General features: G+C 60.8%; 22 protein-coding genes. 7 read left to right on the top strand and 15 right to left on the bottom strand.

All coding sequences use genetic code 11. The annotated features are described in order from the left end of the window. Positions 1-36: 36 nt before the first annotated feature. The 7 genes from ACQZ63_RS02535 to ACQZ63_RS02565 all read right to left on the bottom strand — a co-directional run bounded on the left by ACQZ63_RS02535 (position 37) and on the right by ACQZ63_RS02565 (position 5,768). On the bottom strand, positions 37-627 hold the full coding sequence (locus ACQZ63_RS02535; protein WP_112155263.1) for an HK97 family phage prohead protease: 591 nt from the start codon (positions 625-627) through the stop codon (positions 37-39). Between the two features lie 40 nt (positions 628-667). Beyond that, positions 668-988, bottom strand: a complete 321-nt coding sequence (locus ACQZ63_RS02540) for a DUF6107 family protein (protein ID WP_003512100.1) — start codon at positions 986-988, stop codon at positions 668-670. 187 nt (positions 989-1,175) lie between these two features. After that, entirely contained in the window at positions 1,176-2,342 is a 1,167-nt protein-coding gene (locus ACQZ63_RS02545; RefSeq protein ID WP_013635734.1) for a phage portal protein, read from the bottom strand. Between the two features lie 187 nt (positions 2,343-2,529). Next, positions 2,530-2,853, bottom strand: a complete 324-nt coding sequence (locus ACQZ63_RS02550) for a Dabb family protein (RefSeq protein WP_003512096.1) — start codon at positions 2,851-2,853, stop codon at positions 2,530-2,532. A 43-nt stretch (positions 2,854-2,896) separates the two neighbouring features. Continuing rightward, positions 2,897-3,535 carry a lysozyme family protein gene (locus tag ACQZ63_RS02555; RefSeq protein ID WP_113556040.1) on the bottom strand — a complete coding sequence of 213 codons (639 nt, stop codon included), beginning with the start codon at positions 3,533-3,535 and terminating at the stop codon, positions 2,897-2,899. A 449-nt stretch (positions 3,536-3,984) separates the two neighbouring features. Continuing rightward, on the bottom strand, positions 3,985-5,244 hold the full coding sequence (locus tag ACQZ63_RS02560; protein ID WP_162763631.1) for a DNA-packaging protein: 1,260 nt from the start codon (positions 5,242-5,244) through the stop codon (positions 3,985-3,987). After that, on the bottom strand, positions 5,241-5,768 hold the full coding sequence (locus ACQZ63_RS02565) for a hypothetical protein (RefSeq protein ID WP_013635731.1): 528 nt from the start codon (positions 5,766-5,768) through the stop codon (positions 5,241-5,243). The genes ACQZ63_RS02560 and ACQZ63_RS02565 overlap by 4 nt, the downstream gene beginning before the upstream one ends. Positions 5,769-6,021: 253 nt before the next feature. On the opposite strand from ACQZ63_RS02565, the gene ACQZ63_RS02570 reads away from it, so the two are divergent. Further along, positions 6,022-7,662, top strand: a complete 1,641-nt coding sequence (locus tag ACQZ63_RS02570) for an alpha/beta-hydrolase family protein (protein ID WP_162763641.1) — start codon at positions 6,022-6,024, stop codon at positions 7,660-7,662. A 26-nt stretch (positions 7,663-7,688) separates the two neighbouring features. Here ACQZ63_RS02570 and ACQZ63_RS02575 read toward each other — a convergent pair whose 3' ends face one another. Then, positions 7,689-8,528, bottom strand: coding sequence for an SDR family oxidoreductase (locus tag ACQZ63_RS02575; RefSeq protein ID WP_113555913.1), 840 nt, complete (start codon positions 8,526-8,528; stop codon positions 7,689-7,691). Positions 8,529-8,671: 143 nt separating this feature from the next. Here ACQZ63_RS02575 and ACQZ63_RS02580 point away from each other — a divergent pair, with 143 nt between their 5' ends. After that, the gene (locus ACQZ63_RS02580; RefSeq protein ID WP_019564087.1) at positions 8,672-9,043 is read left to right on the top strand and encodes a winged helix-turn-helix transcriptional regulator; all 372 of its coding nucleotides are present in this window, start codon (positions 8,672-8,674) and stop codon (positions 9,041-9,043) included. A gap of 103 nt (positions 9,044-9,146) precedes the next feature. Here the strand turns inward: ACQZ63_RS02580 and ACQZ63_RS02585 are convergent, their stop codons facing one another. After that, the gene (locus ACQZ63_RS02585) at positions 9,147-9,578 is read right to left on the bottom strand and encodes an Lrp/AsnC family transcriptional regulator (protein ID WP_003512084.1); all 432 of its coding nucleotides are present in this window, start codon (positions 9,576-9,578) and stop codon (positions 9,147-9,149) included. 147 nt (positions 9,579-9,725) lie between these two features. Here ACQZ63_RS02585 and ACQZ63_RS02590 point away from each other — a divergent pair, with 147 nt between their 5' ends. Then, positions 9,726-10,826 carry a saccharopine dehydrogenase family protein gene (locus ACQZ63_RS02590; protein WP_003512083.1) on the top strand — a complete coding sequence of 367 codons (1,101 nt, stop codon included), beginning with the start codon at positions 9,726-9,728 and terminating at the stop codon, positions 10,824-10,826. Between the two features lie 137 nt (positions 10,827-10,963). Here the strand turns inward: ACQZ63_RS02590 and ACQZ63_RS02595 are convergent, their stop codons facing one another. Further along, on the bottom strand, positions 10,964-12,424 hold the full coding sequence (locus ACQZ63_RS02595) for a protein adenylyltransferase SelO (protein WP_113556044.1): 1,461 nt from the start codon (positions 12,422-12,424) through the stop codon (positions 10,964-10,966). Positions 12,425-12,601: 177 nt separating this feature from the next. On the opposite strand from ACQZ63_RS02595, the gene ACQZ63_RS02600 reads away from it, so the two are divergent. From ACQZ63_RS02600 to ACQZ63_RS02610, 3 genes are all read left to right on the top strand, one after another. Further along, positions 12,602-13,672 carry a sensor histidine kinase gene (locus ACQZ63_RS02600; RefSeq protein WP_448799080.1) on the top strand — a complete coding sequence of 357 codons (1,071 nt, stop codon included), beginning with the start codon at positions 12,602-12,604 and terminating at the stop codon, positions 13,670-13,672. Positions 13,673-13,735: 63 nt separating this feature from the next. Next, positions 13,736-15,454 carry a glycoside hydrolase family 32 protein gene (locus tag ACQZ63_RS02605; protein ID WP_038490330.1) on the top strand — a complete coding sequence of 573 codons (1,719 nt, stop codon included), beginning with the start codon at positions 13,736-13,738 and terminating at the stop codon, positions 15,452-15,454. 57 nt (positions 15,455-15,511) lie between these two features. Then, entirely contained in the window at positions 15,512-15,685 is a 174-nt protein-coding gene (locus tag ACQZ63_RS02610) for a hypothetical protein (RefSeq protein ID WP_003512077.1), read from the top strand. 22 nt (positions 15,686-15,707) lie between these two features. Here the strand turns inward: ACQZ63_RS02610 and ACQZ63_RS02615 are convergent, their stop codons facing one another. Continuing rightward, positions 15,708-17,096 (bottom strand): MFS transporter, encoded by a 1,389-nt coding sequence (locus ACQZ63_RS02615; protein WP_448799107.1) that lies wholly within the window; start codon positions 17,094-17,096, stop codon positions 15,708-15,710. Between the two features lie 175 nt (positions 17,097-17,271). Between ACQZ63_RS02615 and ACQZ63_RS02620 the strand changes: the two genes are divergently transcribed. Further along, on the top strand, positions 17,272-17,520 hold the full coding sequence (locus tag ACQZ63_RS02620; RefSeq protein ID WP_003512073.1) for a hypothetical protein: 249 nt from the start codon (positions 17,272-17,274) through the stop codon (positions 17,518-17,520). A gap of 28 nt (positions 17,521-17,548) precedes the next feature. On the opposite strand, the gene cueR is transcribed toward ACQZ63_RS02620, so the two are convergent. The 4 genes from cueR to ACQZ63_RS02640 all read right to left on the bottom strand — a co-directional run bounded on the left by cueR (position 17,549) and on the right by ACQZ63_RS02640 (position 20,208). Further along, on the bottom strand, positions 17,549-17,974 hold the full coding sequence (gene cueR / locus ACQZ63_RS02625; protein ID WP_003512071.1) for a Cu(I)-responsive transcriptional regulator: 426 nt from the start codon (positions 17,972-17,974) through the stop codon (positions 17,549-17,551). Between the two features lie 139 nt (positions 17,975-18,113). Next, positions 18,114-18,722: a class I SAM-dependent methyltransferase gene (locus tag ACQZ63_RS02630; RefSeq protein WP_113555915.1), complete on the bottom strand. Its 609-nt coding sequence runs from the start codon at positions 18,720-18,722 to the stop codon at positions 18,114-18,116. A 34-nt stretch (positions 18,723-18,756) separates the two neighbouring features. Beyond that, positions 18,757-19,578 carry a class D beta-lactamase gene (gene blaOXA / locus ACQZ63_RS02635; protein ID WP_019564094.1) on the bottom strand — a complete coding sequence of 274 codons (822 nt, stop codon included), beginning with the start codon at positions 19,576-19,578 and terminating at the stop codon, positions 18,757-18,759. 150 nt (positions 19,579-19,728) lie between these two features. After that, a complete protein-coding gene (locus ACQZ63_RS02640; RefSeq protein WP_019564095.1) occupies positions 19,729-20,208 on the bottom strand; it encodes a YcgN family cysteine cluster protein in 480 nt (159 codons plus the stop codon). Positions 20,209-20,221 lie beyond the last annotated feature (13 nt).

Consider the following 20,221-nt stretch of genomic DNA (forward strand, 5'->3'; position numbering starts at 1 on the left):
TCGCCATCCTTGTTTTCGGAAGTGTTTGGGAGGAAGTCAGCGTTTGAAGGCTGTGTCGAAAAGCGAACGCGCCGCGCGGCGCATGGTGCGCACCAGCTCGGTTTCGCGGTCGCGGAAGAAGCGGGCGTGTTTGACATCCGATACCCGCGCGGACGGCAGCATCGGAAAGGTCACCACAGAGATTTCCCAGAGATCGGCCTCCAGAATGCGCCTGACGCCAGAGCGTGCCGCCTTGCCGGAGCGCCCCTCCTTGCTGAAACGTACCGTGCGAAAACCGATCGAAAGCCCGTCCAGCGCGCCTGTCTTCATCAGCGAATGGACCTCGCGCGAACGGGCGACGCCGGGGGCGAGAACACCTTCCACGTAAAGCCCGCGCTCATCCTCGCGGATGGTACGCCATGCGCCGATCGGCTCGGCCGGATCGTGCTGGTAGAGCATCCGGATACCGCCCGCACCGCGTTCCTTGATGGAGCGGCGGAAAGCGCCGCGCTCGATCACGTCGCGGCCGAGATCGACCTCGCCGAAGACGCTGGCATAACCGGAAAACGTGCCGTCGCCAGCTATGCCGCGCAGTTCCAGATTGGCGAATTTGCGCGTGGCGGGGCGCGGCCCGCGATAGACGTGCATGGGAAACTCCTACGATGTGAAAAGGGGTGCCGCGTCGAGGCTAAGCGCGCGGACGGGCGTTGTAGCGGTCGGCCACGCGCACCAGCAGGCCAAGCCCCCACCAGGCCACCATGCTGGCAGCGGCGGAGCCCGCCACCATGATTTCCCGGCCGGAAAGCGCGCCGGCAATCTCGAGTTGCTGCACGATCCACAGGCCCACGGGGCCGCCGAAGATCATGCCGCAGGAGACGCCGGTCACGAAACGGCTCGCCGCCTCGCGTTTGCTTTTCGGCAGGAGGTAGACGAGCGACACACCCGCGCCTGCGACGGCACCGGTGATGCGGGCGGCCCAGATGCCGCCTTCATTGGCGAATTCAGACATGGGTAATCATTCCGGTTTAGGATGTGAAAAATCGGACAGACGCGTCGCGTCGCCCGCAGGTCGGGTGTGCAGTTTCAAAACGCCATTTCGCGAGTCTTCAGAATCGCTTGAACGGCGAACCTCACAAAACGATTCCGCTGGTTCAGAAATTGGTCGAAGACGCAGCCCGGTGGCTCAAGCACGGTGGCTAATACCCCACCGCCTCCCGCTTTTCCTCGTCGGTCAGAAACGATGCTGCGCCGATCCTTGTCCACAGGGCGTCCCGCTCACCGGCAAGACCGGCGATCCTGTCAAGATCCGGTTCCAGCCGCAGCCCGGAGCCGAAAATCGGCGATAGCCAGCCGCAGAGCCGTGCCGCCGTGCGGTTGACGAGCGGCAGCACGGTGAGACGATAAAAAGCGCGGTTTGCCTCCTGGTAATTGGCATAGGTATTGTCGCCGGGAATGCCGATCAGCATCGGCGGTACGCCGAGTGCAAGCGCGATGTCGCGTGCGGCACCGTTGCGTGCTTCCAGAAAATCCATATCGCGCGGCGAAAGCCCCATGGCCTTCCAGTCGAGACCGCCTTCCAGAAGAAGCGGCCGGCCTGCATTCATCGCGCCCTGATAACCTTCCTCCAGCTCGCGCTTCAGCCGCTCATATTGCTCGGTGGAGAGATTGCCACCCTCTTTCGGCTGATAGACCAGCGCACCGGAAGGGCGAGCGGAATTGTCGAGCAGACGTTTGTTCCACTGGCTTGCGGCATTGTGGAGATCGAGAGCCGCGCCCGCCGAAGCAAGTGGCGCGAACCCGGCCCGATCGTCCAGCGGATGAAAAAGCTTCAGGTGCAGCAGCCCCAGCCCGTCACGTTCAGCGGCAATGCGCCTGATGGCGCGGCCCTCGGCACGATAATCGTAACCCACGGGCCAGCCATCCGCGCCTTCGATGATGCTCACCCGGTCCGGCCGTAGAAGATGCAGCTCGCGCAGTCGTTCGCCGACCACTAGCGGTTCGATATAGGCGTTGCCAGCCAACATCAGATGGCCATACAGCGTCTCGAAAAAGTCCGGCCCGCCCATATGAGCGCTGGGCTTGCCTAGAAGTGCGAGCAGCGGATGATCGCCGATCTCCTCATCGCCATCATAAAGCAGCCAGCTCACCGATGCGGAGGCTTCTGCCACCATGCGGGCGGCGCGGTGCGCTACCGGGTTTTTCATGAAGCCCTCGCGTGCGAGTGCGGCATAGGAGCGGCCGGACCAGAATGCCTGCCCACCCTGCGCCGCAACCGCCATGAAGCCGCCCGCCGCTGTCTTGCGTTCAGGCACGGCTCTGCCATCCGCCGGGCGCCGCCACGGCAGGGAAAACGGAAATCGCATGAAATTGTCCTTGTTTTAATGCGGGCTCAGTTTCCCGCCAGGCACTCATCCCTGTGCTCGTCACAGGGATTCAGCCAGCCCAAGTTTTTGGACTGAAAGCACTCCTTTTCGCCGCGCAGACGCGCGTCGGCTGGCTTCCTGTGACAAGCACAGGAATGAGGGTGGAGGGCCCGAGTCTTGACGAAACTTACCGGATTGGCGCTTTCACTGCCGTATCGCTGTTGAAATCAGCGGCAACCCGCGTCTCGCGCAGCGGCTTCACCGTGCGCGTCGAAAGATCATAAGCGGGGTCGGCTTTGTAGGCCGCGAGCGCCGCCTCGTTTTCGAACTCTCCATAAACGATGAAATCGACCGAATTGCCCCATTGGTCCTTCTTCACATTCTCGCCGATTTCCAGCTTCAGCGAATGCGGTATGGCGGTGAGGCCGGAGAGCCCCTTGCGCACGGCGTCGCGGTTTTCCTCGGGAACGGTGAAAAAAACGATATGGCGGATCACGGTGTCACCTGTCATGCAAAATTCGAATATGGCCCTTGCGGCGCTTGCTAACGGGTTATCATCTGGCCCGCGCCGGTTCAATCCGCGCCGCCAAAAGGGCGCGATGAAATGCCTGGCCGTAGTCCCCGACAAGCCGCGCCCGGTCGCGGCCATTGATGATGGCGCGCGCACCCTCCCAATCCTCACGCTTGCCCTCGAAGACATCGGCAAGTTTCCGGCCGGTAAAGCTTCCGGCTACCATGCCGTGGATCAGGATCGCGGTTGCCACATCCGGTTCCATGGCGCGTTCTGGGCGCGCCAGAAGGTCCACACCGGTCAGCTGCGACATGGCCTCGTAATTGCGGCGATGCGTCAGTTGCACGAAACCGCGCCCGAGCCAGCTTTTGCCCTCGGCGTCTGGCCGCCAATAGGGTTTGCGCACCATGGGCAGCCTGCCTGCCGCAAAGGCCCGGTCCAGCCTTGCGATCGCCTCGGCATCGTTTGCCGCCAATGTCTCGCGCACCGGCTGCATGGTCGCAGCCGTCTCGTGAAAAGTCGTGGCCAGCATGTAGGCGAGCCAGCGGGGATCACCACCCGGCAGGGCCTTGCCGAAACCGGCCAGGATCGTCTTCGTGCCGTCAAGCTGTGCAGCTCGCAGGCGACCACCGTAGATGGAAATTCGCGCCGACGCGAAGAATCGCGCCTCGTCATAGGCCACAACCGGCTCCTGAAAATCGGGGGCGATATCACCCTTTGTTTTTTCCACATGACGGCCGTCAGAACTAAATCGATTTAAAAAATCCTAATCGATTTTAATCCGCTGACCGGGGTTTTGAGGTAAAAAATTCCTTGAGTTGCGGAACCTTAGCGCGCTAACTCCATTCACCGCGCACTTCCGCAGCGTTGACCATTCAAGGAGGAATGCCACCATGACAGCGACAATCCCCCAGACCGTTTATGACCGGCTCGAAAACGAGTGGCGCCAGATGCGCGAAACCGGTTCTCAGCCGAAACCCGCGCAGTCTCCGAAGAAGTAGCATCTGACAGACGTCCGATTTTGGGCGTTAACGGCGACCCGAATTTCTTCTCCCCGCCGGGGAGAAGAACCAATATGCGTCGGCTGGATAGGCAATTGGCTCTCATTCATGGGGCCAATTAGCGCCGATATCACATTCCGCGCACCCTCGGCTCACTCGCAACACTCGTCGTCAACGCCGTTATTGCCCAGACCAGCGCATCCAGCCGGTCGGGCGAGCGTCCGGATGAAAGACCGTCGGGTCCGAAATCCGCCATCTGGTCGGTTAGTTTTTCAAACCGTGCGGCGTGGCGCACCCTGCCCTGTTCGTACAGTGCCGCCACCGGCTCGGCGCGGGTGAACTTGCCCCGGCTTGCCCGCACCAGGGTCAGCGGCAGATTGGCGTCTATGCTCTGCAACATTGCCCGCACCATCTCGCCGCCCTGATTGACTTCCGCCACCACCCGGTCGCCCTCATGACGGCGAACGGCAGCGACAACAGCCCGCGCCCAGCCGGCCGGTGTTTCACCTTCCACCGAACAATCCGCAAGCACGACCAACTTGCCTGATATGCCAAGCCCGGCCGCCACGATGCCGCAGCAGGAATTTTCACCGATACCGGCGGGCGGGTCTACCGCGACCACGATCCGCGCCAGCGGCTCATGGTCGGTTTCCACAATTGCTTCCAGATCGGCACGTTTCCACAGCGCGCCTTCGCGCTCATCAATCAGTTCGCCGCCGATTTCCTGACGCCCCAGCCGCGTGCCGCCGTAACGGTCGTGCATGGCTTTCAGGAAACCGGGTGAGAGATTTTGCGCATTCATCGCCGTCGGCATTTTGGCCACCCGGCTCGAAGGGTCGGCGAGAAGCGCCTTCAGGAGCGGAATGGGCCGTGGCGTCGTCGTCACCAATTGCCGTGGGGCCTCACCCAGACGCAGGCCAAATTGCAGCATGTCCCAGGTTTCCTGCGGATATTTCCATTTTCCAAGTTCATCGGCCCAAGCCATGTGAAATTGCGGGCCGCGCAGGCTTTCTGGGTCTTCCGAGGAAAACACCTGCGCCATGGCCCCGTTTGGCCAGATGAGCCGGCGGCGCGATACCTCGAAGGCGGGACGGCAACGGCGGGCGATACGGCAGATGCCGGAAATGCCGTCAATCATCACCTCACGGGCATCCCCCAGCGTTTCCGCAACAAGCGCGATGCGCAAATCAGATTGCTTGCCGGCGGACGCAATCCTGTGCACCCATTCGGCCCCGGCGCGGGTCTTGCCGGATCCTCGCCCACCGATCAGAAGCCACGTCCGCCAGTCACCCTCAGGCGGCTGCTGCGGCAGGTTACCGATGAAACGCCAGTCGCGCAGAAGGGTGAAGACCTGCTTTTGCAGTTGGGGTTCGCTCGAAACATCCGTCATGTGTCAGCTTCTGTAGATGCACTACGAGCCAGATCGGCCTCCAGCCTCGCGCGGCATTTCTGTTCCGCCAGTTCGTCGATGCGTTTGAGGAAATGCGCCACCGCCATTTCGTAATCTTCGGTATCGGCTTCGTCCTCGCCGGCAAGAGCCTGCCTCTCTTCTGCCAGCACCCGTTGCAGGGCATCGATCCGTTCCAGTGTGCGCACAATCAGCGAAAGCTGATCCGTTGCGGCCTTCACGTCGGCGCGCGCCTGCTTGCCCGAGGCATCCTCCACCGTTGATAAAAATGCCGCTTCGCTTGTCTGCCGCAGGTTGCGGTACATGCAGAACTGTTCGCGCATCTCAACCGTCAGCTCGTTCAGCAATTGCCGCAGATTGCCATTGCGCGCCGCATCTTCGGCAGCCAGCTTGTCGGCCCGCGATTTTATCTCGGGTGCGGCCTCCAGCCTGCCCTCGCCGCCATAAGCGCAGCTTTCCTGCCAGACGCCGTGGAGCGCCAGATCGCAATTGCGGATATTTGCCATGAGGTGGACCTGCGAGAGAAGTGACGTGTCGCGGAAAGAGCATCGGCTAAACCGACCTTTGCCGCTCAGCCGCAAATCTCCGACTGTGACCTAAACCTATCAAACCACCGTCACGCTGTAAAGGATTATTTTCCTATGCTTGTGATTTTTATCCTGCGAACAGGGTTTGCACCCTCGCCCGCCGCATACTACACTCGTGCCAGACGGCGGGAAAAAGGGGCAAGTCAAGTTGTTGAAACAATGGGTTGGGCGGTTGTTTGCGGGTCTTTCGGCAACCGGCATCGTCTTTGGCACTATTCTGTTCTGCGCTTCGCTCACGCCGTCTCTTCTGCCGCGCACATGGCTGATGCAGGGTGTGCTGTGCGGATTTTCCTTTGCCATCGGTTATCTGATCGGCGTGGCGCTCACCGCCATATGGACCTATCTGGAATTGCCCCACCCCTCGCGCCATAACCGGCGCAGCATCCGCTTTCTCATCGCCCTTGGCAGCGCGATAACGGCGATCGCGTTTCTTTGGCAGGCGAAAGACTGGCAGAATTCCATCCGTATCCTGATGGAGCTCGATCCGTTGCCCAGCGCCCACCCCACCAAGACCGGCGGCGTTGCGGTACTGGTCTCCGCCCTCCTCATCGGCGCTGGACGGCTTTTCCAGCTCATCCGGCGATTCTTCTCGGTGCGCAGCCGTCACTTCCTGCCGCGCCGGCTCGCCAATGTGCTCGGTATCGCCGCCGCCATCGTGCTGTCATGGATGCTGCTGAACGGTCTGATCTTCGATATCGGCCTGAAGTTTGCCGATTCCTCGCTGAAACAGGTGGATGCGCTGATCGAGCCGGATGTACCGCGCCCTTCCGATGCGCTCAAAACCGGCAGCAGCGCTTCCCTGATGACATGGGAATCGCTTGGCCGCAGAGGCCGCGAATTCGTGGCCGGCGGGCCGGAGGCACAGGAGATTTCCGCCTTCACCCACCGCCCGGCCAGGGAACCGCTCAGGGTCTATGCAGGCCTGAATTCTGCGGCAACGCCCGAAGAAAGGGCAGCACTTGCGCTGGAGGAGCTGAAGCGGGTTGGCGGGTTCGAGCGCAAGGTGTTGCTGGTCGTCATTCCCACCGGCACCGGCTGGATCGATCCGGAAGCGCTTGATACGGTCGAATATCTGCACGACGGGGATATCGCCAGCGTTGCCGTGCAATATTCCTATCTTTCCAGCTGGATCGCGCTTCTGACCGAACCGGATTACGGTGTGGAAACGGCGCGCGCGCTGTTTCAGGCCGTCTACGGTTACTGGACCACCCTGCCGAAGGAAACGCGCCCGAAACTCTATCTGCACGGGCTGAGCCTCGGTTCGCTGAACTCGCAGAAATCATCCGATCTTTACGATGTGCTCTCCGACCCGTTCCAGGGTGCCCTGTGGAGCGGTCCGCCCTTTTCCAGCCCCACATGGCGCATGGCCACCAATGGGCGCGTGGCGGGTACGCCGGAATGGCTGCCGCGTTTCCGCGATTCCTCGGTCATCCGCTTCGCCAACCAATATACCACTGCGCATATGCCTGATGCGAAGTGGGGCCCGATGCGCATCGTCTATCTGCAATATGCCAGCGACCCGATCACCTTCTTCGAGGCCGCATCGCTTTACCGGCGACCGCAATGGATGGTTCATCACGGCCCTGACGTCTCCACATCCTTCCGCTGGTTCCCGGTCGTGACCCTGCTGCAGCTCGGTCTTGATGTTGCCGCCGCCACCACGGCGCCGATCGGTTACGGCCATGTTTACGCGCCGGAGCACTATATCGATGCGTGGATGGAGGTAACCGCACCGCAGGGCTGGAATGCGGATGATATCCAGCGGCTCAAGATGTTGTTCAAGGCCCGCCGCGGCTCCACCGATCCGGCGTGACGCGACGGGCGTGTCGTTTCTGAGCGTCAGTCCTTCAGCGCGGCCACATGGTCGGCCACATAGGTTTCCAGCGAGCGCGGTGCGTGGCCGGTCAAAGTCTCGACATCACCGGTGACCGCCGACGTCCAGCCTTCGCGCACCGGATAGAAGATCGACGCGAGGAAGGCGGCGTAATCCTTCGGAACGCCAGCGCCGGTCAGAATGCCGATGAAAACATCGTCCGAAACCGCGCTATAGCCGACCGGCTTGCCGATGGCCTGCGAGATGATCGTGGCCGCCTCGCCGTAACTCAGAGCCTTCGGCCCGGTCAGGTTGAACGCCTTATTGTCGAAAGCCGTCGAGGTCAGCGCTGCCGCTGCACTGTCGGCGATATCGCGCACGTCGATGAAGCTCGACTTGCCTTCGCCTGCCGGAACGGCGATCTGGCCGTGTTCGATGCCGGCCTTCCAGTAGGTGTGGAAATTATCGGCAAACCAGTTGGGGCGCAGAATGACGTAAGGCGCGCCGGAAGCGATGATCTTCAGTTCCACCTGGCGATACGGAATGGAATCGTCGGCATCGACGCCGAAGACGCTGAGAAACACGATCTTCACCTTGCGGCGGGCAGCTTCCTCGACAACCGGCGTCAGCGCGTCGATTGCATCCAGACGCCCGCCAGCCAGGATCAGAAACAGACGATCAACGCCATCGAAGGCATCCGTGTAGGTCGAGGCGTCGGTATAATCGAAGCGCACCCCTTCCGCGCCTTCGGCTGCCTTGCCGGTGCGCGAGGCTGCTTTCACGCTTTCGCCCTTGGCCAGAAGCGCCTTTACCAGCGGCGTGCCGATGGTGCCGGTGGAGCCGATTACGAGTATCTTGCCAGTCATCTCAAATCTCCGTAGTATCTAGTAGAAACCATGTTTCGAAAACATACGTACTGCGTATTCGAAATCAGGAAAAGAGAGCACTTTCCGGTTATCTGGTATCCTCAAGGAAACCGACCCGGGCTTTTCAGAGCGGGATGAGACCCATGGAACATGTCTATGACGTTTACGAGGATCGCTGCCCCACACGCATGGTGCTGGACAGGATCGCTGACAAATGGGCGCTGCTGATCCTCGACAAGCTGCGGGTGGACGCGGTGCGCTTCAACCTGCTGCGGCGGGAAATCAAGGGCATTTCGCAGAAGGTTCTGTCTCAGACGCTGAAAAAGCTCGAGCGCGACGGCCTGATTTCGCGGCAGGCCTTTCCGACGGTGCCGGTCACGGTCGAATATTCCCTGACGCCGCTCGGGCGCACGCTGACCGACACGGTTGCGGCACTGGCCCACTGGGCGGAGGGCAACATGGACGCGGTGCTGGCGGCGCAGAAGGCTTATGACGAGAGGGGTGGGTTAGGGTAAGGCAAGCCCCCACCTTCCTGATTTCTGTGCTTGTCAAAGGGATGAGGGAGACGAGAGCATTGCGCGCACTCGTCCGCCTTTCGCCTGCCAAACCCTCCAACGCCTACCGCGAAATCCGCGTGGAAAGAATGATCGACGATAGCGTGCGTTCCACGCCGTCCAGCGCGCCGATCCTGTCGATCAACCGGTCAAGGTCGAGAATGGAAGGTGCTGCCAGAATGGCGATCAGGTCGAAAGTACCGCTGACCGAATGCAGCGTTGTCACCTCCTTGATGGCGGTGAGCGCCGCCGTCACGCCGGGCAGCGCCTTTGGCCCGATGGTGATCAGCACATGGGCGCGCACCAGCCCGGAAAGATAGCTTTCCGAAAGTCTCAGGCCATAACCGGCGATCACCCCTTCGGCCTCGAGCCGCTCGATGCGAGCCTGCACGGTGGTACGCGAAAGGCCGAGTTTGCGGGCCAGTTCCGCCACCGGCATGCGGGCGTTTTCGGAAAGCAGGGCGAGCAGCGCCCGGTCCTTGTCGGCAATCGTCATAATGACCAATCCTGTCGTCTAATTGTCCAATATTAACCCGCTATCCGCACATAGTGAAGCTGCGAATCGTCCAAAAAAGCTGGCATTCTGTCTATGAAGCGCATCCGGTGCGCAGAGGCATATGAATTTACTGCGGGGAACAAAAACATGAAAAACATCGTCGTCATCGGCGCGGGCAATATCGGTTCAGCCATCGCCTGGATGCTGGCTGTCACCGGCGATTATCGCATCACGGTTGCCGATCGCTCGGCAGACCAGCTGACGAATGTGCCGGCGCATGAGCGTGTCGACACTGAAATCGTCGACATTGGCGACCGTCCGGCGCTGGAAGCGCTGTTGAAAGGCAAGTTTGCCGTGCTTTCCGCTGCCCCCTTTCACCTGACGGCGGGCATTGCGGAAGCTGCGGTTACAGTCGGCACGCATTATCTCGATCTGACTGAAGACGTCGAATCCACCCGCAAGGTCAAGGCACTGGCGGAAACGGCTGAGACCGCGCTCATTCCACAATGCGGCCTCGCCCCCGGTTTCATCTCCATCGTCGCCGCAGATCTTGCCGCCCGGTTCGACAAGCTGGACAGCGTGCGCATGCGTGTCGGCGCGCTGCCGCAATATCCGTCCAATGCGCTGAATTACAACCTCACCTGGAGCACGGACGGGCTGATCAACGAGTATATCGAGCCCTGCGAAGCCATCGTCGAAGGCCGCCTCACCGCCGTTCCGGCGCTGGAAGAGCGCGAAGAGTTCTCGCTCGACGGCGTGACTTATGAGGCCTTCAATACCTCGGGCGGCCTCGGCACGCTATGTGCGACGCTGGAAGGCAAGGTGCGGACGATGAATTACCGCACCATCCGTTATCCCGGCCATGTCGCGATCATGAAGGCGCTTTTGAACGACCTCAACCTGCGCAACCGCCGCGATGTGCTGAAGGACCTGTTCGAAAACGCCCTGCCCGGCACCATGCAGGACGTGGTCATTGTCTTCGTCACCGTCTGCGGCACCCGCAACGGCCGTTTCCTGCAGGAAACCTATGCCAACAAGGTCTATGCCGGCCCCGTTTCCGGCCGGATGATGAGCGCAATCCAGATCACCACCGCAGCCGGCATCTGCACCGTTCTCGACCTGCTTGCGGAAGGCGCCCTGCCGCAGAAGGGGTTTGTCCGGCAGGAAGAAGTGGCCCTGCCGAAATTCCTGGAAAACCGGTTTGGAAGATATTACGGCGCGCATGAGCCGCTGGCCCGGGTTGGCTGAGTTAAGGGGAGCAATCGGCCCCGACACTATCATCCTCGGGCTTGTCCCGAGGATCTAACGTCTCACGAAATCGATAGGTAGCAGATGCTCGGGGCAGGCCCGAGCATGACGACGAGCGGCGGAATGCCTCTCCCAAATCACGTCCCGCAAAAGGTCCGAAACACCTTCTCATCGCTCATCGGCGGCTGCATGTAGACGAAATTGTCCGGCCGTTCCTCAAATGGCGTGGCAATCGCCGCCAGCATGGCGTGGAACGGTTCGAAATCGCCGTCTTCCACCGCCGCCTCGATCAGTTCCTCGATGCGGTGGTTGCGGGGAATTATGGCCGGGTTGACGGCGAGCATCGCCCGCGACCTCTCGGAGGCAGAAACTTCATCCCGCCCGGCCCGCTCCTGCCAGCGCGCCAGCCATGCATCCGCCGCCGCGATATCGGTGAACGTGCCGCGAAACGGCTCGGCATCGCCCTCTACCGCGTGAGAAAGACGCCGGAAGGTCAGCGTATAATCGGCTTCCGATGCCTGCATCAGCGAAAGAAGCGCCTGCACCAGCTCGATATCGCCCTCCTCTTCGCCCGTCAGCCCAAGCTTTTCGCGCATGCCGGCAAGCCAGCGCTTGGGAAACGCGGCGGCGAAATCAGCGAGCACGGCGTTTGCGAGTTCGGCTGCTTTCTCCACTTGAGGGTCAAGCAGCGGCAACAGGCATTCCGCCAGCCTTGCAATGTTCCATTGGGCGATACCCGGTTGATTGTTGAAGGCGTAGCGCCCCTGTGCGTCGATGGAGGAGAACACCTTGTTCGAGTTGTATTCGTCAAGGAAGGCGCATGGACCGAAGTCTATCGTCTCGCCGGAGATCGCCATATTGTCGGTATTCATCACGCCGTGGATGAAGCCAACCATCATCCAGCGGGCGATGAGTTCGCACTGCCTCTGAGCGATGCCCTGCAACAGGGCGAGATAGGGATTGTCCGCGTTTTTCACTTCGGGATAGTGGCGGTCAATCACATAATCCGCGAGATTTCTGATCCCCTCATCATCCTCGCGCGCGGCGAAGAACTGGAAGGTGCCGACCCTGATATGGCTTGCCGCAACACGGGTGAAAACCCCGCCCGGCAGACCCACCTCGCGCTGCACCCTGTCACCGGACAGGACGGCGGCGAGCGCCCTTGTCGCGGGAACGCCGAGCGCGAACATTGCCTCGGAGACGATATATTCGCGTAGCACCGGGCCGAGCGCCGCGCGCCCGTCGCCCCTTCGCGAAAACGGCGTCGGGCCGGAGCCCTTCAGCTGGATATCCCGACGTTTGCCGTGTTTGTCGATGACTTCACCGAGAAGAATGGCACGACCATCGCCGAGCTGCGGCACGAAACCGCCGAACTGGTGGCCGGCATAGGCCATCGCCAGCGGCTCGGCCCCTTGCGGTACCACATTGCCGGAAAAGATCGCCGCCAGCCTGTCGTCGTCGAGGCCTGAGACGTCGAGAAGAAGCTCGTCTGCCAGCGCGCGATTGAAGGCGATGAGGCGTGGCGCCTTCACCGGCGTTGGCAAGACGGCGGCGCTGAACCTTTCCGGCAGGCGGGCATAGGAATTGTCGAATGTGATCACGGGTAAACTCCCTGCTTTTACCTGATATGGCCCTTTTTCCGCCCGGTTGCGAGGGGTGAATAGCCACAATTACGGGAAGCCGCAGCGAAGTTTGGAAAAATCAATTTGAACTACAGGTATATTTGAACATACAAACATCCAATGAATGAGCCGCAATGCAAGCAGGATAAATTCGTGCCAGAGTTCCCCTATGACGACAGTGAAATGGGCGAGGCCATCCGCCGCTTCGACTGGGCGTCGACAAGCACGGGGCCGATAGAGACATGGCCGGTATCACTCAAAACCACCGTGCAGATGATCCTCAAGCAAGGCCATGCAATCTGTCTGTTCTGGGGGCCTGACCTCAACATCGTCTACAACGACGCCTACCGCCCGTTTCTTGGGCTGAAGGAAGAGGGTGCGCTCGGCAAGCCGTTTCACATCATCTGGTCCGATGTCTGGAACGATGTGAAACCCTTCGTTGATCAGGCACTCTCCGGCAAGGGCACGTTCGCCGAGGACATGCATCTCGTCATGGACCGCAACGGCTACCCCGAAGACACCTACTGGACCTTTTCCTACAGCCCGCTTTACGACGACCAGGGCAAGATCGCAGGGCTAATAGACATAGCCGTCGACACGACCGGAGCGGTGCAGAGCCGCAGCCGGGAGGATCTTCTGCGGCGCGAACTCGTCCACCGGGTCAAGAATACGATGGCGATCACCACGGCGGTCGTCAGCGCCACCCTGCGCCATTCGCAGACGCTTGAGGATGCGCGCGACACCATCAAAAGACGTATCGCAGCACTCGGCAACGCACAGAACCTCATTCATGCTTCGGGAAAGGGTGCCAGCATCTCCGCGCTTGTCCGCGAGTCCGTTTATCCGCATCTCGACGACAAGGCGCGCGTAACGATTTCCGGACCGGACATGGAAATCGCGCCGCAACAGGCGCTGGGCCTGTCTCTGGCCATTTATGAACTGGCCACCAACGCGATGAAATATGGCGCACTTTCCAACGAGAGCGGCAAAATCGAAATCTTTTGGACGCTGGACGAGGATGACCGCTTCGAACTGCGCTGGCGCGAGACGGACGGACCTGAGGTCAGGACGCCGACGCGTACGGGTTTCGGCTCGCGGCTGACCAACCAGATCGTTGCGGCTTACTTCTCCGGCGAAGGCCGCACCTTCTATCATCCAGACGGGCTGCTGTTCGAGCTGGATGGCAAATACGAGGCTGGCGACGGCGAAACCTATGGCGGTTGAACTTTCTTTCGTCCCATTCGTTGCGTTTCCTGAAACAAAGTAGCCGCAACGAAAGGAACGGGAATGACCGTCGTTGAAGCCGTAGCCGCCGAGCCGGAAAGCGCAATCCGCATCCTGCACACCGATCTGCCTGTTAACGCCACTTTCCATGTATGGCTGAAGGCGAAAAAACCGGCGGAACCCGGCGCCGTCTCCTTTTCCAATGCGAATGGAAAATTCGCTGAGGTTTCAAGCCTCAACACGGAAGAGTTCGGATTTAGAATCTATCAGGTCTTCGGCGGCGGCCATGTGGAACTGAGCTACGATACTGTCACGACCGCCGTTTCCGTCATCTACTGGTTCACCGCCGCCGACGTGCTGGAAACCGGGATAACCGTCGTCCATACCAAGCCGGACAATGCCGCACCGGAACTGCCTGACAGCTACCACTTCCGCCCGCCCTTCGGCTGGATGAACGATCCGAACGGCTTTGGCCGGTTCGAAGGACGACCGCATCTGTTCTACCAGCATTATTCACACGGGCTGCGCTGGAACACCATGCATTGGGGCCACGCGGTTTCCTCCGATTACCTGCGCTGGAGGCATTTGCCGATCTTCCTCTTCCCTTCAGAGGACCTGACAACGCGGCCGGACAAGCGCGGCGGCGCTTATTCCGGCTCGACAATTCCTTTGGTCGAAGGTTCGGGCATCCGCGTGTTCTTCACCGAGCAGGTGCAGGATCGCATTCCCGAACAGCAGATCCAGCTCACCGCCACTTCTTCCGATCTCATCATGGCCGGACAGGCCGAAGTCATTCTCGGCCATCGCCCGGACGGACAGGGGCTGACGCCGGATTTCCGCGATCCTTACGTCTTTCGCGGCCCGGATGGACTTTGGAAAATGCTGCTCGGAAGTCAGAGCGACGGTGGCGGCGTCATCCTGCTTTACGAGACGCTGGACCCGACGGCGGCGTCAGGCTGGACCTATGTGGGCAAGCTTTGGGTGGAAACGCGCTACAAGACCACTGCCATTGAATGCCCCTGCCTTCTGCCGCTCGACGGCCCGGCCAATGCCCGATCCACGCGCTGGGTTCTGGTCTATGGGCTGATGCATTCCGAAGACCCTGAAACCGGCCGCAAGAACCTGACCATGGCTGATGTCGGCTGGTTCGACGGCAAGGTCTTCACCAAGGAATTCGGGCAGGAGCTGGATTTCGGCACCGACAATTACGCCTTCCAGGCGTTTCTGGATGGCGACAGCATCATCGGCATCGGCTGGCTCGCCAATTGGGCGGATGCCAATCCGGAGATCGATTTCCCGACATCCATGACGCTGCCGCGCCGGATCCACTATTCGAACGGCGAGCTACTGACCCCGCCCATCGGTGCGGCGGAAAGCCTGCGAAGCCATATTGTCGATCGCACGCGGCTGGCGGCCGGGGAGCGCGTCACCTTCATCAACGGTGCGGTGGAGATGCTGATCGAGCTTGCTTCGCCCGGCACACCGTTCGAGTTGGTGCTCGATCATCCCGTGGTCACACTGGGCCTCATCGCCGATGAAACGGGCCTGTGGATCCGCCATGATGACGGGCGCGATGGCCCCTCGCCGCACTATATCGCCAGAGGGGCAAGGGCCTCGCACATCCGCGTCTTTCTGGACTACGGATCCATCGAAGTGTTCGCCAACCGGGGCCGGTATGTGGGCACAAAACGCATAGAGGGTTTCGAGCCCGTGCGTTCAGCGCTCCTCAAGGCAGCGCCGGGGGCCGTAGTGCACGCCACCAGCTGGGCGCTACGTCCGTGAGGAACCTTTTGGCGGATCTGCTGTTGATAAGCAGCAACCGCTCAAAGGAGAAACGGCATGACAAAAATCAGCGATTCCCGCGATCCCATCCTGTTTCCGACAGAAGCCAACGAAAACAAGACCGAGAAAAAACGCGCGGGCAAGGGTGTCGTCATCATTATTGGCGCAGTCGCGATCATGGCTTTCGTGGTGTATCTGGCGGCGATCACCATCGCCACCACGCAGTCTTAACGGCACACACGCCGCAGAGGCGTCAGCGCTGTCCGCTTCGCAAGCCGCGGGTTGTCAGGATCGCCAGAAGCGAGACGATGACACCCAGCCCATAGAGATAGAGCATCGGCATCGTCACATCCGCACGATCGATCTGCAGAACGAGACCGCTCGCGGCAGCGACGGTGCCGCTTGCGCCCGCACCGGCCGCGGCACCCAGCGTCGCGACCGTAGGCAGCAGCGCGCCCGTCATCTTGCGCTCCTCTTCCGGCGCGGCTTCCATGGCCGCCTGGCTGATGCCTGCCCAGGACATGCCGAAAGCTGAACCGATCAATATCTGCCCGATCAGCATTTCCGGCCAGTTCCCCGTCGCCAGCCCAAGCCCGAGCAGCGCACAGCCCGGCACCATCTGGTAGGGTCCGTAATTCAGGCAAAGCTGCCGCAGGCGGCCCGAACGCAGGCTGCCGATCAGCATTGCCACGAAGCTCCAGGCAAGCGGCATCGTCACGACAATAAAACCGGCGAAGGTCGGCTCATGGTGCCAGAGATTGATGGCGACATAAGCGAGATAGACGCTGCCGAGTGCATGGGCATAGGACATCAGGAACAGCACCCAGAAACCGCTGCCAAGTACCGTTTTCAACCGGAAGGAATCCCTGGGGAACAGGCCGGAGGAAGGCTGGATGCCCGCCTTCAGCGATGCCCACAACAGGGCCGCACCAACCAGCAGCGACATGATGCGCAGACCGGCATCCTCAAAGGCGGAGGGTGCGGAGAAAGCCAATGCGCCGACGAGGCAAAGGAGCAGCGGCACCATCGGCTTGCGCGAGGTCGCGACCGACCGTTCCGCCGAGACCGCAATCGCCGTATAGGCCAGCAGCAGCACGATCAGCGGCGCAGACAACAGGAATGTGGCGCGCCAGGAGATATGCTCCGTGGCAAACCCGCCGGTGAGCGGCCCGACGAAGGACGCCACCGCCCAGATGGCCGCCTCGATGGCAAAGACCTTCGGCAGTAGAGCCGAGCGAAAGCCGGCAGGTATGAGGCTGTAACACACCGCCACGATCAGGCCATCGGCAAGTCCCTGCAACGCCCGGCCGATGACGACCCATAAAAAGCTGTCGGCGAGCGCCGACATGACGGAGCCGAAGGAAAAGATAAGGCAGCACAGGAATAGAACGCTGCGTGCGCCAAAACGCTCGCGAAACAGAACAGCGGTGACACCGCCTGCCACGGAACCGACGAAATAGAGGCTGTAGGCCCAGCTATAGAAGGCCGCGCCGCCAATCTCGCGCACCGCGACCGGCAGGGCCGTGACTACTGCAAACTGGTTGAAGGCATGCAGGCCGATACCGGAGGAAATCACGGTCAGAAGCGAGAGGTTCGCCCCAACAAGCAATTCCGACCAGCTATTTTTCTCCGTCATTTCCAGACTCGTCAAAGCCGTATCCTTTCCATTCTTGCGATACGGCGGGCAAACTAGAACCTCAAGCACCATTGAGGTCAAGGCGCCTTTTCACCTATTCCGCTCGAGCGAACTTGCAGGCATCAGGAACCCTCTGCCTCCCCGGTCGTTTGCGCAATGACCAGACAGAAAGGATACCACCATGGACCGCAAGAAAATCACACCTCTCAACGAAGACGCCATGGACGAGGAACTGCTCGATCTCGATATCGACGCCCTTCCGGCAAAGGGAGAAATTCCGCAGTCCATCGAACATGAAATCGAGGAAGAAGAGGCCGAGAGCGAGGACGACCCCTATCAGGAAAGCGACGAGGCCCTTCCCGATGACGCGGAAGAGCGCGTGATCGACCGCAATCCCTCGCGCGAAGGCGGTGCGTTCGACGAGGTTTAGGGACTGGCGGCGGGGCGGGATGCGGCAGTCAGTGGGCCTTCGCAGGCTTGTGGGCGGCCTTTTCGACGCCTGCCGCTAGATCATCGAGGATCGGGCAATCCGGCCGGTGGTCGCCGCCGCAGCAATGGGCAAGGTGGGACAGCGTCTTCACCATGCCCTTCATCTCGGCAATCTTCTGTTCGAGATCGGCGATATGGCCGAGCGCAATGTCCTTCACCGCCGAACTCTCGCGGCTCTTGTCCTGCCAGAGTTTCAGGAGCGTTTCCGTCTCCTCCAGCGAGAAGCCAAGCGTGCGCGCCCGCTTGATAAAGCGAAGATTATGCACGTCCTGCTCGCCATAGACCCGGTAGTTGTTGCCGGTGCGGGCGGCGGGGGTGATGAGGCCGATCTGCTCGTAATAACGGATCATCTTGGCGGAAACGCCGGATGCATCCGAAGCCTGTCCGATATTCATAATGCCACTTCCCTCAGGGCGACTTTCGCCCGTTTATGGCTACTATGTAAGGATTCCCATCATGGGAAGGTCAAGGGATAACGACATTTTTTATCGCACACACAATCGTGAGTGCTTGGCAGGGCTCTGAATTCGATGGTTACGCCGCCACACGTCTGGCGAGATAAATCGTCGCCCCACCGCAATCGGGATCGTTGACGATGTGGTCGAGAAGTCGAAACCCGTGCGCGGCAAGCAGGCTTTCATATTCTTCGCGAGCGAGGCTGGCATGGTAAAGCAGCTTTCCCTGAAGGGTCCCCGTCGCTTCCCCGTGTCCCGGCCCGGCCGTGAACATCAGTGCGGCGCCGTCATTGGCGTGCTGCCGGAAAATACCGAACATGCGGCGCTGATCGTCGGCCTTCAGACGGAAAAAACTATGCCAGGCAATCAACCCGTCGAAGCGGCTACTCAACACGAGTTCACGCATATCGGCGACCACCCAGCGCTTTTCCGGAAATCTGGTGCGGCAAATTTCTATCAGGGGATATGACGTATCGATGCCGGTCACGTCATATCCGTTGCCGATGAAGTAGCCGGCGATCGGCTCGCCTGAACCGCAGCCGATATCGAGGATGGATCCGCCCTGCGGCAAAAGCGACGTGAACCGATCCAGCCAGGGTTTTTCGGCGAGTGAACGACCGCGCAGCCTGTCGAAATCGGCCCCATGGTCGGTGTAGAGCTTGATCACATCGTTGGAGGCATCCGCCATGTCCGCTTTTCCTTGGGGCTGGCCAGCCGTATAATCATCTGTGCACTGCCAGCCGGGCAATATCGCGCAGGAAGGCGTCGCGCACTGCGGGGCCGAGCGGTTCACTCGACGGCTTGTCGGCAACGCGAAGCCTTGCGAAGACGATGTGCTGGCCTTCGCGCTCCGCCCAGCCAACGAACCAGCCGAAGGGGCGGCTTCGGTCGGGGTTGCCTTTTTCGTCGCGCATGAAGCCCGTGCCGGTCTTGCCGTGCACGCTCCAGCTCTCCGGCGCATCGAACACCGGCACGATCGCCCGCGTCTTTGCCTGCGCGTCGCGCGAAACCGGCAGATTTCCGGCCAGAAGGCGGCGGATGAAGCCCACCTGCTCGACCGGGGAAACGGTCAGGGAAGCGCCGAGCCAGGAATGGGTGAGACCGTTATTCTTGCCGGGCTCACCCGAGACATCGGCATTGCCGTAACCCAGACGTTTGACATAGGCGGCGAATTTTTCCGGGCCGAGGCGGCGGGTGAGTTCGCGCGAATACCACAGCACCGAATCCTGCTCCCATATGGTCGGATCAACCGTCTTGCGGTCTTGCGCGCGGGCTTCCGTGCCGGGTTTCCAGTCCCATGCGGGGGTCTTGTTATCCAGCAGGATGCCGGCGTCATAACCGATCAGAGCCAACGGCACCTTGAAGGTGGAGGCCGGCGCCACGCGCTGATCGCAGGCGCCCTGCTGGTTGATGACAGCGCCGGTCTCGATGGAGGTGACCAGCGTGCATTCAAAAGCCTGCGATTGCTGGGCGGAGGCGGAAAGCGGCAGAATACCCTGAAGGGCAATGCACGAAAGAACGATGGCGGGCAGCCGATAGCGCATGCGTTTTGATGTCCCTCGTCCGCATTCTGCGGATCATATGCCGGAATGGATGAACGGCGGCCCTTGTTTCAGGCATGCCGTTATTCCGAAACATGCCTTAAGAAAACGATGGGGCAGGAATAGGACCAACACGAAAATTGGCGACTTCCGTCAGCTATTCTCTTTTTCGCCCGCCGTCTCACCCACTGTGAGCGGCCAGTCCACCACATAATCCTCGAAATCGTCAACCTCCACATCCAGCTCGTTGACGGTGCGGCCGCGCGCGGAAATGCCGGCCTGATGCACCGTGTTCACGTCGCCGGAGACGAGATAGTGCCACCAGTACAGATCCTTGCCATCGCGCACCAGCGCGTAGGCACAGGTGGGCGGCAGCCAGCCGATTTCGTGCACCTTTTTCAAATCCAGCTGGATACAGTCCGGCACGGTTGCGCGGCGGTTCTCATAGTCGGAGCACCGACAGCTTTCACCGTCAAGCAGCTGACAGCGGACCGACGTGAACACCACTTCGCCGGTGTCCCAATCTTCCAGCTTGTTCAGACAGCACAGGCCGCAGCCGTCGCACAGGCTTTCCCATTCCTGGCCACTCATCTCTTCCAGTGATTTGGTTTTCCAGAACGGCGCGTCATTCATCGTTAACATTTCC

The organism is Agrobacterium sp. CG160-95, assembly GCF_053521725.1.

What these genes read in the sequence shown, in the direction of transcription:
- ACQZ63_RS02535 (WP_112155263.1), bottom strand. Translation starts at nt 627, where the DNA reads ATGCACGTCTATCGCGGGCCGCGCCCCGCCACGCGCAAATTCGCCAAT.
- ACQZ63_RS02540 (WP_003512100.1), bottom strand. Translation starts at nt 988, where the DNA reads ATGTCTGAATTCGCCAATGAAGGCGGCATCTGGGCCGCCCGCATCACC.
- ACQZ63_RS02545 (WP_013635734.1), bottom strand. Translation starts at nt 2,342, where the DNA reads ATGCGATTTCCGTTTTCCCTGCCGTGGCGGCGCCCGGCGGATGGCAGA.
- ACQZ63_RS02550 (WP_003512096.1), bottom strand. Translation starts at nt 2,853, where the DNA reads ATGACAGGTGACACCGTGATCCGCCATATCGTTTTTTTCACCGTTCCC.
- ACQZ63_RS02560 (WP_162763631.1), bottom strand. Translation starts at nt 5,244, where the DNA reads ATGACGGATGTTTCGAGCGAACCCCAACTGCAAAAGCAGGTCTTCACC.
- ACQZ63_RS02565 (WP_013635731.1), bottom strand. Translation starts at nt 5,768, where the DNA reads ATGGCAAATATCCGCAATTGCGATCTGGCGCTCCACGGCGTCTGGCAG.
- ACQZ63_RS02575 (WP_113555913.1), bottom strand. Translation starts at nt 8,528, where the DNA reads ATGACTGGCAAGATACTCGTAATCGGCTCCACCGGCACCATCGGCACG.
- ACQZ63_RS02580 (WP_019564087.1), top strand. Translation starts at nt 8,672, where the DNA reads ATGGAACATGTCTATGACGTTTACGAGGATCGCTGCCCCACACGCATG.
- ACQZ63_RS02585 (WP_003512084.1), bottom strand. Translation starts at nt 9,578, where the DNA reads ATGACGATTGCCGACAAGGACCGGGCGCTGCTCGCCCTGCTTTCCGAA.
- ACQZ63_RS02590 (WP_003512083.1), top strand. Translation starts at nt 9,726, where the DNA reads ATGAAAAACATCGTCGTCATCGGCGCGGGCAATATCGGTTCAGCCATC.
- ACQZ63_RS02605 (WP_038490330.1), top strand. Translation starts at nt 13,736, where the DNA reads ATGACCGTCGTTGAAGCCGTAGCCGCCGAGCCGGAAAGCGCAATCCGC.
- ACQZ63_RS02610 (WP_003512077.1), top strand. Translation starts at nt 15,512, where the DNA reads ATGACAAAAATCAGCGATTCCCGCGATCCCATCCTGTTTCCGACAGAA.
- ACQZ63_RS02620 (WP_003512073.1), top strand. Translation starts at nt 17,272, where the DNA reads ATGGACCGCAAGAAAATCACACCTCTCAACGAAGACGCCATGGACGAG.
- cueR (WP_003512071.1), bottom strand. Translation starts at nt 17,974, where the DNA reads ATGAATATCGGACAGGCTTCGGATGCATCCGGCGTTTCCGCCAAGATG.
- ACQZ63_RS02630 (WP_113555915.1), bottom strand. Translation starts at nt 18,722, where the DNA reads ATGGCGGATGCCTCCAACGATGTGATCAAGCTCTACACCGACCATGGG.
- blaOXA (WP_019564094.1), bottom strand. Translation starts at nt 19,578, where the DNA reads ATGCGCTATCGGCTGCCCGCCATCGTTCTTTCGTGCATTGCCCTTCAG.
- ACQZ63_RS02640 (WP_019564095.1), bottom strand. Translation starts at nt 20,208, where the DNA reads ATGAATGACGCGCCGTTCTGGAAAACCAAATCACTGGAAGAGATGAGT.